Origin of the sequence: Flavobacterium sp. ASW18X (assembly GCF_005144745.1) — a bacterium.
Taxonomy (GTDB): Bacteria; Bacteroidota; Bacteroidia; order Flavobacteriales; family Flavobacteriaceae; genus Croceivirga.
In genome coordinates this window covers 1-11,398 of record NZ_SWKK01000011.1, presented here as the reverse complement: position 1 = coordinate 11,398, position 11,398 = coordinate 1, and the positions used below count along the sequence as shown (strand labels likewise).

Below are 11,398 nucleotides of genomic sequence, written 5' to 3'. Positions count from 1 at the left end.
ATCGCTAGGTGCATTTTCAAAACTGAGCTTTCAACTAATTTTATTTAAGATTAAACAATGGCATTGCAAACAAGATACAACAGGATGGGCAAACTTTATTCACTACCTAATTTTAAGCTATCTAAATGAACAGAATTAGGAGTATTGTGTACGTATTTACACCCCCTAAAAAGAAATGTGTCAAACAAATAAATTAATATTACCAAAACAAATATTTAGAATTATAAATGACAACCAAAACCATTATTTTAACTGGTGCCGGTGGTGTTTTGTGTAGCACTTTGGCAAAGGCATTAGCAAAAGAAGGTCATAAAATTGCCGTTTTAGACCTTAATAAAGAAGCTGCTGATAAGGTAGCCGCAGAAATTACTACAAGTGGCGGTGTTGCTATTGGTGTAGAAGCTAATGTGCTTCAGAAAGATTCTCTTGAAAAAGCGCGAGAAACGGTTCGCTCTGAATTTGGTCTATGTGATATTTTGATTAATGGAGCGGGGGGGAACCATCCGTTAGGGACAACCTCTAATCCATTTTTTGAAATGGATGATTTAAAAAACACTACGGAAGGATTCAAAACTTTTTTTGATTTAGATGCTGATGGCATACAGTTCACCTTTAATTTGAATTTTATTGGGACACTTTTACCGACACAGGTGTTTGCTGCTGATATGGTAGGTAAAGAAGGGTGTAGTATATTGAATATTTCTTCGATGAATGCCTTTACACCGTTGACTAAAATTCCCGCGTATAGTGGCGCCAAAGCCGCAATATCAAATTTCACGCAATGGTTGGCAGTACATTTTTCTAAAGTTGGCATTCGCGTTAATGCATTGGCTCCTGGCTTTTTCTTGACCGACCAAAACAGGGCTTTGCTTACAAATAGTGATGGTTCCTTAACAGCGAGAGGCAATACCATTATAAGTCAAACCCCTATGGGCAAGTTTGGAGAACCTGAAGATTTAATAGGCACCACACTTTGGCTTTGTGGCGAAGGTGCCTCGTTTGTAACGGGGGTCGTGGTTCCTGTAGATGGCGGGTTTAGCGCATTTAGTGGGGTATAACGAAAGCATAGATTGAAAATGAATATAGGATTAGAAAATACATGGCGCTGGTACGGGCCTAACGACCCAGTCTCATTAGCAGATATAAAACAAGCCGGGGCAACGGGAATTGTAAGTGCCCTTCATCACATACCCAATGGCGAAGTTTGGCCGATTGAGGAAATTCAAAAACGAAAAAACGAAATAGAAAACGCTGGGCTCTCTTGGTCGGTGGTAGAAAGTGTCCCTATTCACGAGACTATCAAAACCCAGACTGATGGCTACATGAATTATGTTGAAAACTATAAACAAACGCTGTACAACTTGGGCGAATGTGGCATAGATATAGTTTGCTACAATTTTATGCCCGTTTTGGATTGGACGCGTACCAATCTCGAGTATGAGGTAGAGGATGGTTCAACAGCTCTACGTTTTGAAGCAGATGCATTTGCCGCCTTTGAGCTTTTTCTGTTAAAAAGACCAGGGGCTGTAAAAAGCTACACTAGCGAAGAAAAAGAAAGGGCAGCGGTCTATTTTGAGGGACTTACTGATGAGCAAAAAAACCAATTGAGTAATAACATTATTGCGGGATTACCAGGAGCTGAGGAAGGGTATACGCTGGAGGCGTTCAATGAAGTTCTCGCTACATATAACAATATTGGCCCAAATGAATTAAAGAAACATCTTTTTGAGTTTTTGGGGCATATCATTCCTGCAGCTGAAGAGGCTGGAGTACTCATGTGTATCCATCCTGATGATCCACCTTACCCCATTTTAGGGCTTCCGAGAGTGGTCAGTACCGAACAAGATATTGTTGAACTATATGAAGCGGTTGATAGCTCCAATAACGGGCTCACATTTTGTACGGGTTCTTTTGGCGTACGTGCCGATAATGATTTAGCGGGAATGGTAGAACGTTTAGGTCACCGCATACATTTTATCCATTTACGAAGCACTAAACGCGATGAGCACGGTAATTTTCATGAGGCAAATCATTTGGAGGGAGACGTGGATATGTATGCAGTAATGAAAGCCTTGGTTGCGGAACAAGAAAAAAGAAAAGCAGCTGGTCGTGAAGATACTAGAATGCCTATGCGTCCAGATCATGGGCATAAAATGCTTGACGACCTTAAAAAGAAAACCAATCCAGGATATTCGGGTATTGGTCGCTTACGCGGACTGGCTGAATTGCGTGGCCTAGAACTTGGAATACGAAAATCAATATATAACTAACATAAACAAATTATAATGTCAGTATCCTACGAAACACGATATGCTTCAAGTCCTGAAGCAGTTAAAAAATATGACACCACTGAACTGCGAGATGAATTTCTAATTGATAACCTGATGCAAAAGGGGAAAATCAATCTGACCTACACGCATTATGACCGATATATCGCAGGTTCTGCGGTGCCTGATAAGCCTTTGAAGCTGGAAACCATAGACGCTTTGAAAGCGGAGTATTTTTTAGAACGCCGTGAAATGGGTATTATCAACGTTGGCGATTCAGGAAGTGTTGAGGTTGATGGTGAATCGTATACCTTGGCTCATAAAGACGCCTTGTACATTGGTCAGGGTGCAAAAGAAGTGGTATTTAAAAGTGATGATCCGGATAAACCTGCAAAATTTTACTTGAATTCCGCTCCGGCACATACTTCCTATCCTACAAAAAAAGTAAGTTTAGCTGAGGCCAATAAATTAGAACTGGGTTCACTTGAAACCGCAAACCATCGTACGGTAAGTCAAATGATTATTGGTGGTGTGGTTACCACCTGCCAACTTCAAATGGGGATGACCGAGTTAAAAACCGGTAGCGTATGGAACACCATGCCAGCGCACGTACATGACAGGCGTATGGAAGTATATTTTTATTTGGATGTACCTGAAGGGCAATCTGTGTGTCATTTTATGGGGCAACCCCAAGAGACACGACATATTTGGATGCAAAACCATGAGGCAGTGATTTCGCCACCTTGGTCCATTCATTGTGGTTCAGGGACTTCAAATTACACTTTTATCTGGGGTATGGCCGGCGAGAATTTAGATTATGGCGATATGGATGTAGCCAAAATAACCGATTTAAGATAAGCCATGAGCATAGAACTATTCAATCTTAAAGGTAAAATCGCCTTGGTAACGGGCAGTACTCACGGTCTAGGAATGGCAATGGCCAAAGCAATGGGTAAAGCCGGAGCTACACTTGTGGTCAACGGAAATTCTTCCCAAGAAAAAATAGACAAGGCGCTTGAAGTATATAAAGGGGAAGGTATTCATGCGGTAGGATATAAATTCAATGTTGCTGATGAGGCCCAAGTGATAGAGGCCATTGCTAAGATAGAAAGCGAAGTCGGTCCCATTGACATTTTGGTTAACAACGCCGGAATCATTAAGCGAACTCCTTTGGAAGAAATGGAAGTGGCCGATTTTAGGCAAGTCATTGATATTGATTTGGTGAGTCCGTTTATCATGTCAAAACATGTGGTAAAGGGGATGATTGCTCGGAAAGAAGGTAAAATCATCAACATCTGTTCAATGATGAGCGAATTAGGTCGAAACACCGTTGGAGCCTACGCTGCTGCCAAAGGTGGACTCAAAATGCTTACCCAGAATATGGCTACGGAATGGGCCAAACACAATATACAAATCAATGGTATTGGTCCAGGGTATTTTGCCACTTCACAGACCGCTCCCATTCGGGTAGACGGGCATCCGTTTAATGAATTTATTGTAAACCGTACACCAGCCGCCAAATGGGGAGACCCTGATGAACTTGGTGGCGCCGCTATTTTCTTGGCTTCAAAAGCTAGTGATTTTGTAAACGGTCATGTGCTTTACGTTGATGGGGGAATTTTGGCTACGATAGGTAAACCTTCAAATGAGAACTAAACGATATCTATGAAACCCTTTTCTTCAATATTAGTGGTGCTGTTAGCCGTTTTTGCTATTTCCTGTCAAGAAAGAACAGCTACACAAATGATAGTGGTTGAGAATACCATGAATGTCGAACGTGCTTTTGAAACTGTTTCAGTTGACCTTTCAGTCATCAAAAACGATACTGCTTCTGCTGCTATTATTTTAAAGGAATCGGAAACAGGTGAAGTCATGACTACCCAAGAAGTAGATACCGATGGAGATGGTCTTGCGGATGCCTTACTTTTTCAACCTGAAATGGGGGCGAATGAAACCAAAACCTATGAAGTTCATTTTGGTACCGATGAAGAAGAAACCGAAGGCGACCCTGCTTGTTATTCAAGGTTTGTACCCGAACGTACCGATGATTATGCCTGGGAAAACAATCGTGTAGCGTTTAGAACCTATGGGCCTGTTGCCCAGCAGATGAAAGAAGACGGAATTAAAGGGGGCACCTTATCCAGTGGTATGGATGCTTGGTTGAAAAGAGTGGATTATCCCATCATCAATAAATGGTATAAAAAAGAATTGGAGACCGATGGCAGCTATCATAAAGATGATGGCGAAGGTTTGGACAATTTTCATGTGGGTATAAGTCGCGGAGTAGGTGGTATCGCCAAAAAAGTGGATACGTCATATTACATCTCCAAGAATTTTACCGATTGGAAAACCTTAAGTACAGGACCTATTCGGACCAGTTTTATATTGACTTATGCTGATTGGGATGCGGCAGGAAATATAATATCCGAAGAGAAAAAGATTTCATTGGACTATGGTCAGAATCTGTCCCGTTTTGAAGTTACGTTGAAAGGCACGGATACCATTTCCGCTGGTTTAACTCTTCATGAAAAAGATGGAGAAATTGGGGTAAATCAAGATAGTGGTTGGGTAAGCTACTGGGAACCCCATGAAGATTCAGAACTGGGCACAGGTATTGTTATTCCTGGCGATATGATGGCTGGCCATGACCATTATGTAACCAATACAAAAGATGAGAGCAACCTATTTGCCCACATAAAAACCAATGACCAAAAAGTAGTGTACTACGCCGGTTTTGGTTGGAAGAAAAGCGGGCAATTTACTACCAAAGCCCAATGGGAAGCTTATTTGGAAGAATTCGCTCAAAAATTACAAAATCCACTACAGGTAACTGTAAAATAAAGCGTTATGAGATTCAAGTACATTTCCATCATCCTAATTTTAATCTTCTGTTGCAACTCATGTTCAGAGTCCGAGAATTTTAAAACCTTACGCTTAGGTCACGGTTTGGATGTCAGCCACTCTGTGCACAAGGCGATGGTTAAAATGGGTGAAGATTTAGAACAGCTTTCCGGAGGAAAGCTAAAACTCGAGATATACCCTAGCCAACAATTAGGTACCGAAAGACAGTGCCTAGAGTTATTACAAATAGGCAGTTTGGATATGACAAAAGTGTCAGTTGGTGTTTTGGAAAATTTTGCTCCTAAAATGAAGGTACTGGGCTTACCTTTCTTGTTTCGTAACCGTGAACATGCTTTTACGGTGCTAGATGGGCCTATTGGCCAACAATTATTGAATGACGGCGAACAATATTGGTTAAAAGGCTTAGGCTATTACGATGCGGGTAGCCGTAGTTTTTACACTAAAGAAAAACCAGTCAATTCGCCAGAAGATTTGGAAGGTCAAAAAATACGGGTTATGGAAAGCGTAACGGCGATGGATATGGTTCGCGGACTAGGAGGTTCGCCAACACCCATATCTTGGGGAGAACTCTATACAGCATTGCAACAAGGGGTAGTTGATGGGGCTGAGAATAATCCGCCCAGTTTTTATCTTTCAAGGCATTACGAAGTGTGTAAATATTATTCCCTAAATGAGCATACAATGCTGCCAGATGTGTTACTAGCAGGTACCCAAACATGGAAAAAACTCACCCAAGAAGAAAAAGGGTGGTTAAAAGAAGCCGTTAAAAAATCTGTGGTATACCAACGTAAACTTTGGCTAGAAGCGGAAAACGAGGCTTTGGAGGCGGTAAAAAAAGCAGGGGTGGAAATCATTAGACCAGATAAAACCCTTTTTGCCGATAAAATTAAAGACAGCTTTGATAAGTTCAAAGATGACAAGGTCATGTACAATCTCATTAAAGACATTCAGGCAACTGAATAATACCTAAAAAACCAAACCATGCAACTACGAAAAACTATAGACAAAATATTGGCTAATTTTTTGGTGATCATCATGGCCGTTATGGTCATCAACGTATTGTGGCAAGTGGCCAGCCGCTTTATCATTGGTACACCAAGTTCTTTTACGGATGAACTCGCTCGGTACTTAATGATATGGATTGGTATTTTAGGTGCTGCCTATGTTTCTGGCAGAAATATGCATGTGGCTATTGACGTTCTTCCTAAAAAGTTCAATCCTCCAACCCAACAACGGTTGATGTTGGTGGTTCGTTTGTTGATTATTCTATTTTGCTTGCTTGCGATGGTTATCGGGGGTTCCCGTTTGGTGTATATCACTTATGTTTTAGGCCAAAATTCCCCCGCGCTACAAGTGCCCTTGGCAGTGGTCTATGCGGTAATACCCATCAGCGGGGTGTTGATTATATACTACAAGCTATCTGATATCCTAAAAAAACAATAGACCATGGAATATATACCTATACTTGTACTAGTACTTAGTTTTGTGTGTTTATTAGCTATTGGTACTCCTGTAGCTTGGAGTATAGCTAAATCGTCTTTTTTAACCCTTTTAGTTAGTATTCCTTTCCTTCCAGCAGCAACTACAGTTTCACAACGTATCGGAACTGGACTTGATAGTTTTGCACTTTTGGCCATTCCTTTGTTTATTTTATCGGGAGAATTAATGAATAAAGGAGGTATAGCAAACCGTTTAATTTCTTTTGCTAAAACTTTAGTGGGAGCATTGCCAGGTGGGCTTGCGCTTATAAACATTATATCAGCCATGCTTATGGGGGCTATTGCAGGTTCTGCTATGGCGGCAGCATCTGCTATGGGTAGTATATTAGGACCTGAAATGGAAAAGGAAGGTTATTCTAAAGAATTTGGAGCTGCTGTAAACATTACCGCTGCAACGACGGGTTTGGTTATACCACCAAGTAACGTGCTAATTGTTTATTCTTTAGCAAGTGGCGGCGCCTCTATAGCAGCTTTATTTCTTGCAGGTTATATTCCAGGTTTGCTCACTGGACTTTTTTTGATGATTGTGGCTTCTATCTGGGCAAAAAAGAAAGGATATAAAGTGGGGAAACGCAGTAGCTTAAAAGAGGTGTTCAAGACTTTTATTGATGCCCTGCCTAGTTTGTTTATGTTGGTCGTGGTCATCGGAGGTATTGTGACGGGAATCTTTACAGCCACAGAGGCATCGGCTATAGCCGTATTATACAGTTTTTTACTAGGATTGTTTTATAAAGAAATAAGCCTACCTAAAATGCCGCAAATTTTATTGGATTCCTCAACAACCACGGCCATTGTGATGTTGTTGATTGGAGCGTCGATGAGCATGTCATGGGCATTGAGCTATGAGAACATTCCGCAAGATATTAGTACGGCACTATTAGCCTTAAGTGATAATCCTATAGTCATTTTGTTGATTATCAATTTACTATTGCTTTTTGTCGGGATTTTTATGGATATGACTCCCGCTGTACTCATTTTTACACCCATATTTCTACCTGTGGTAACGGCCTTAGGTTTAGACCCAGTGCACTTCGGAATTATTATGGTATTGAACCTTTGTATTGGGCTTTGTACGCCACCCGTAGGCTCGGTACTCTTTGTTGGCGTAGGTATAGCAAAGACATCTATAGAAAAGGTGGTAAAACCATTGCTTCCACTGTTTATCGCAATGATTATTGCTTTGTTTTTAGTGACCTATTTCCCAGAGTTGAGTTTGTGGTTGCCAAGGCAGTTTGGGCTATAACAAATAGCTTGATTAGCGCCCGCTGAGTTTTTCCATAGCTTGCATAACAGTGAGTCCGTCTTCTGCTGGGCAAGGATTTTTGGCTTTACCTAAGAAATAAGCAACAACAGCTTCAATCATTGGCTGTTGAATATGTTTGGGGTTTTGAAATTTAAAAACGGTTTCACCAGCTTGATTGTTGAGGATGACTTTATCCCCATAAAAAGAAAAACGAATGCTGCCTTTCGTTCCATAAATGACGCACTCCTCTTTTTTACAGTTATCAGGAGCAGTGAAGTTCCAAACACCCCTAAACTGCACTCCATTGTTAAATCTTATAATACCGTTTACGGTATCCTCAACCTTATTGTTTTGCCCAGTCGCATAACCGTCAATTTTGTCAAATGCTCCAAAATAATAGTACATGAGGTCAATTTGATGCGGAGCTAAATCATAAAAATAACCCCCTCCTGAAACAGCGGGATTCAACCGCCAGTTTTCTTCAGAATTAGCAACGATATCAGAATTTCTAGGTTGTAGAATTTGGATGTCTGCAAAAAGTACCGACCCAATAGTGTTCTCGATAAGTAATTTTTTGACTTCTTTAAAGGCGGGTAGCTTTCTACGGTAGTGGGCAACGGATAACTTGTTATTACTATTTTTTACCATAGCAACTATTTTCTCTGCTTCTTCCGAGGTAAGTGCCATTGGTTTTTCCAAGTAAACATCTTTACCTGCTTCAAGTGCAGCCTTAGCATAGGCTAAATGGGTTGATGGGGGAGTGGCTATATAAATCGCATTAATTTCATCATTCTTTAAGAGGTCTTCCGCCGAATTCGTCCACATTAGTACTCCATGGCGTTTTGCAAAATCTTTGGCCTTTTCGCCATTTCGGCGCATGACGCCAATAAGTTCTGAGCCTTTCACATTTTGAAAGGCAGGACCACTTTTAACTTCGGCAACATCGCCACAACCAATAATGCCCCATTTTACGGTTTCCATAAGTTGAATTTTTTACAGTCCGAAGTATGCTTTTGCGTTGTAATAACAGATATCACTTACAATTTTACCAAGCCATTTTTCATCAGCTGGTAGTTCTCCATTTTCAACATCTTGGCCTATTAGGTTACAAAGGATACGTCTAAAGTATTCATGCCTTGGAAAAGATAAGAAACTTCTTGAATCTGTAAGCATACCAACAAAACTACTCAACAAACCCATATTGGACAGGGTGTTGATTTGTTTTTCCATTCCGTCTTTTTGGTCTAGAAACCACCAAGCAGAACCATATTGCACTTTTCCTTTTACAGTACCATCATTAAAGTTTCCAGCCATTGTAGCAAATACTTCATTTTGGGCTGGGTGGAGGTTATACAAAATCGTCTTCGCTAATTGGTCGGTACCATCTAAATCATTTAAAAATCCGCTTAACGCACGTGCCTGCGAAAAATCGCCAATGGAATCAAACCCGGTATCTGGACCAAGTTGATTCAGAAGTCTTTTATTATTATTTCGAATCGGACCCAAATGGAATTGTTGCGCCCACCCCTTTTTATGGTACATTCTGCAGAGCAGGAGTAAAGTGGTCGATTTGAATACATGTATTTCTTTTGTGGACAGTGTTTTTTTTGAAATTATTTTCTTAAAAATACTGTCACAATTTACATCAGCTGTTTCAAAATAATATAGTTGCTCCAAGCCGTGGTCTGCAAGCCTACATCCGGTCGTATGAAAATAATCTACGCGTTGTTCCAATGCAGCAATAAGGTCATCATAGGTATTGATTTCTGAATTGGTGACCGAAGCCATTAACCTCAAAAATTCTAGATAGGCACCGCCATTTTCCACGGCATAGGCCTTGTCGGGTCTAAAAGTCGGATAAGTACTTGGATTAATATTGTTATCAGCAATATGTTTATGGTGCTCCAAGGAATCGGTTGGGTCGTCAGTTGTGCAGAGGTATTCTACTTTCTTTTGCTGTAACAAACCTTGTGTATGATACTCCGATGTTTTCAGTTTTTCTGAAGTAGCTTCATAAACGGCTTCGGCGTTATCAGGTGTGAGCAATTCATCAATATCAAAATAACGTTTTAGCTCTAAGTGCGTCCAATGATACAAGGGATTTCTAACTGTATATGGTACAGTTTCGGCCCATTTTAAGAATTTCTCTTTGTCAGAAGCATTACCGGTAATGTATTTTTCATTTATACCGAAAGCGCGCATGGCCCGCCATTTATAGTGGTCGCCCTTCAACCAAGCCTGACTAATATTTTCAAAAACACGGTTTTGGGCGATTTCGTTCGGGGGCAAGTGATTGTGGTAGTCTATAATTGGTAAATTTGCTGCAAAGCCGTGGTAGAGTTTTTTAGCAAAATCACTCTGTAATAAAAAATCTTCTGTGATAAAGCTCATATGTCTTACGAACGTATTTTTTTTATAAGGTCAAGGGTATTGCGCACCTTCGCTGTTAAGCCGTCATAATCCTTAGTGGCCAAGACCTCTTTACTGATTAATTTTGAACCCATACCCACACAGGTCACGCCAGCATCAAACCAGCCGCTAAGGTTAGCCTCCTCAGTACTTACACCGCCAGTGGGCATAATGCTCGTCCATGGTTGTGGCCCTTTAATGGCTTTAACAAACCCAGGGCCGTAGGTGGAACCAGGGAATAATTTGATGATTTCACAACCCAATTCTTCGGCCTTGTTGATTTCGGTGAGTGAACCGCAGCCTGGTGACCATAATACTTTTCTTCGGTTACAAACGATAGCGATATCTTCTCTAAGCGATGGGGTAACTATAAAGTTAGCTCCCATTTGCATAAACAGACTAGCTGCCGCTGCATCTGTGATGGAACCAACACCCATAATCATGCCCGGTAGCTCTTTAATTGCATATTTGTTGAGCTCTAAAAATACCTCATAAGCAAAATCACCTCGTGCAGTGAATTCCATCAAACGCGCACCCCCATCATAACAGGCTTTTAGTACTTTTTTTCCCAATTCATTATCGGGATGATAAAACAAAGGAACCATTCCGGTTTCCTTCATTACTGTTGCAACTTCAATTCTTGAATATTGTGCCATAAGCCCATCCTAAATCCTTCCCAAAGGGAAGGACTTTTGTTTTTTACTGTTAAAATTATATCTTTTATATTATTCCATTGAAGGATAAGGAGAAATCTATCGGGCAACCCGTCCAGAGGCATCACCACTCATTAATTTTTCTACTTCATCTACCGTAGCCAAATTAGCATCACCTTTAATAGTATGCTTTAAGCAAGATGCTGCAACGGCAAAATTCAAGGCGTTTTGGTCATCTTCTGGGTATTTTAACAATCCGTAGATTAAGCCACCCATAAAAGAATCGCCACCACCTACACGGTCGACAATATGTGTAATTTGATACTCTGGAGATTTATACATAGTTTCTCCATCATACAATACACCAGCCCAAGTATTATGGCTTGCTGAAAGTGAACCTCTTAAAGTTGTAATCACTTTTTTTGCACGAGGAAAACGTTTCATCATTTGTTGGCATACTGATAA

General features: G+C 40.7%; 12 protein-coding genes. 8 read left to right on the top strand and 4 right to left on the bottom strand.

The features are described from left to right. Nucleotides 1-227: 227 nt before the first annotated feature. Genes FBT53_RS08360 through FBT53_RS08325 form a run of 8 tightly spaced genes read left to right on the top strand, consistent with a single transcriptional unit; the run spans nucleotide 228 to nucleotide 7,871 of the window. Entirely contained in the window at nucleotides 228-1,058 is an 831-nt protein-coding gene (locus tag FBT53_RS08360; protein WP_136950729.1) for an SDR family oxidoreductase, read from the top strand. Between the two features lie 18 nt (nucleotides 1,059-1,076). Next, the gene (uxuA, locus tag FBT53_RS08355; protein ID WP_205729032.1) at nucleotides 1,077-2,270 is read left to right on the top strand and encodes a mannonate dehydratase; all 1,194 of its coding nucleotides are present in this window, start codon (nucleotides 1,077-1,079) and stop codon (nucleotides 2,268-2,270) included. A gap of 15 nt (nucleotides 2,271-2,285) precedes the next feature. Continuing rightward, nucleotides 2,286-3,125 carry a 5-dehydro-4-deoxy-D-glucuronate isomerase gene (gene kduI / locus FBT53_RS08350; RefSeq protein WP_136950728.1) on the top strand — a complete coding sequence of 280 codons (840 nt, stop codon included), beginning with the start codon at nucleotides 2,286-2,288 and terminating at the stop codon, nucleotides 3,123-3,125. A 3-nt stretch (nucleotides 3,126-3,128) separates the two neighbouring features. After that, nucleotides 3,129-3,923, top strand: a complete 795-nt coding sequence (locus FBT53_RS08345) for a gluconate 5-dehydrogenase (RefSeq protein ID WP_136950727.1) — start codon at nucleotides 3,129-3,131, stop codon at nucleotides 3,921-3,923. Nucleotides 3,924-3,932: 9 nt separating this feature from the next. Further along, complete coding sequence (locus tag FBT53_RS08340) at nucleotides 3,933-5,108, top strand: DUF4861 domain-containing protein (protein ID WP_136950726.1); 1,176 nt, start codon at nucleotides 3,933-3,935, stop codon at nucleotides 5,106-5,108. A gap of 6 nt (nucleotides 5,109-5,114) precedes the next feature. Then, entirely contained in the window at nucleotides 5,115-6,092 is a 978-nt protein-coding gene (locus FBT53_RS08335; protein WP_136950725.1) for a TRAP transporter substrate-binding protein, read from the top strand. 18 nt (nucleotides 6,093-6,110) lie between these two features. Further along, complete coding sequence (locus FBT53_RS08330; RefSeq protein WP_136950724.1) at nucleotides 6,111-6,572, top strand: TRAP transporter small permease; 462 nt, start codon at nucleotides 6,111-6,113, stop codon at nucleotides 6,570-6,572. A gap of 3 nt (nucleotides 6,573-6,575) precedes the next feature. Next, entirely contained in the window at nucleotides 6,576-7,871 is a 1,296-nt protein-coding gene (locus tag FBT53_RS08325; RefSeq protein ID WP_136950723.1) for a TRAP transporter large permease, read from the top strand. Between the two features lie 12 nt (nucleotides 7,872-7,883). Here the strand turns inward: FBT53_RS08325 and FBT53_RS08320 are convergent, their stop codons facing one another. The 4 genes from FBT53_RS08320 to FBT53_RS08305 form a co-directional block, all read right to left on the bottom strand. Then, complete coding sequence (locus tag FBT53_RS08320; protein WP_136950722.1) at nucleotides 7,884-8,852, bottom strand: Gfo/Idh/MocA family protein; 969 nt, start codon at nucleotides 8,850-8,852, stop codon at nucleotides 7,884-7,886. A 12-nt stretch (nucleotides 8,853-8,864) separates the two neighbouring features. Beyond that, on the bottom strand, nucleotides 8,865-10,262 hold the full coding sequence (uxaC, locus tag FBT53_RS08315; protein WP_136950721.1) for a glucuronate isomerase: 1,398 nt from the start codon (nucleotides 10,260-10,262) through the stop codon (nucleotides 8,865-8,867). Between the two features lie 5 nt (nucleotides 10,263-10,267). Further along, nucleotides 10,268-10,936, bottom strand: a complete 669-nt coding sequence (locus tag FBT53_RS08310) for a bifunctional 4-hydroxy-2-oxoglutarate aldolase/2-dehydro-3-deoxy-phosphogluconate aldolase (protein ID WP_136950720.1) — start codon at nucleotides 10,934-10,936, stop codon at nucleotides 10,268-10,270. A 96-nt stretch (nucleotides 10,937-11,032) separates the two neighbouring features. Further along, the coding region (locus tag FBT53_RS08305; RefSeq protein WP_240729788.1) for a carbohydrate kinase family protein at nucleotides 11,033-11,398 on the bottom strand (366 nt) is incomplete at its 5' end.

Excerpts from the sequence above, each read along its gene's own strand:
- FBT53_RS08360 (WP_136950729.1), top strand. The coding sequence starts at position 228 with ATGACAACCAAAACCATTATTTTAACTGGTGCCGGTGGTGTTTTGTGT.
- uxuA (WP_205729032.1), top strand. The coding sequence starts at position 1,077 with ATGAATATAGGATTAGAAAATACATGGCGCTGGTACGGGCCTAACGAC.
- kduI (WP_136950728.1), top strand. The coding sequence starts at position 2,286 with ATGTCAGTATCCTACGAAACACGATATGCTTCAAGTCCTGAAGCAGTT.
- FBT53_RS08345 (WP_136950727.1), top strand. The coding sequence starts at position 3,129 with ATGAGCATAGAACTATTCAATCTTAAAGGTAAAATCGCCTTGGTAACG.
- FBT53_RS08340 (WP_136950726.1), top strand. The coding sequence starts at position 3,933 with ATGAAACCCTTTTCTTCAATATTAGTGGTGCTGTTAGCCGTTTTTGCT.
- FBT53_RS08335 (WP_136950725.1), top strand. The coding sequence starts at position 5,115 with ATGAGATTCAAGTACATTTCCATCATCCTAATTTTAATCTTCTGTTGC.
- FBT53_RS08330 (WP_136950724.1), top strand. The coding sequence starts at position 6,111 with ATGCAACTACGAAAAACTATAGACAAAATATTGGCTAATTTTTTGGTG.
- FBT53_RS08325 (WP_136950723.1), top strand. The coding sequence starts at position 6,576 with ATGGAATATATACCTATACTTGTACTAGTACTTAGTTTTGTGTGTTTA.
- FBT53_RS08320 (WP_136950722.1), bottom strand. The coding sequence starts at position 8,852 with ATGGAAACCGTAAAATGGGGCATTATTGGTTGTGGCGATGTTGCCGAA.
- uxaC (WP_136950721.1), bottom strand. The coding sequence starts at position 10,262 with ATGAGCTTTATCACAGAAGATTTTTTATTACAGAGTGATTTTGCTAAA.
- FBT53_RS08310 (WP_136950720.1), bottom strand. The coding sequence starts at position 10,936 with ATGGCACAATATTCAAGAATTGAAGTTGCAACAGTAATGAAGGAAACC.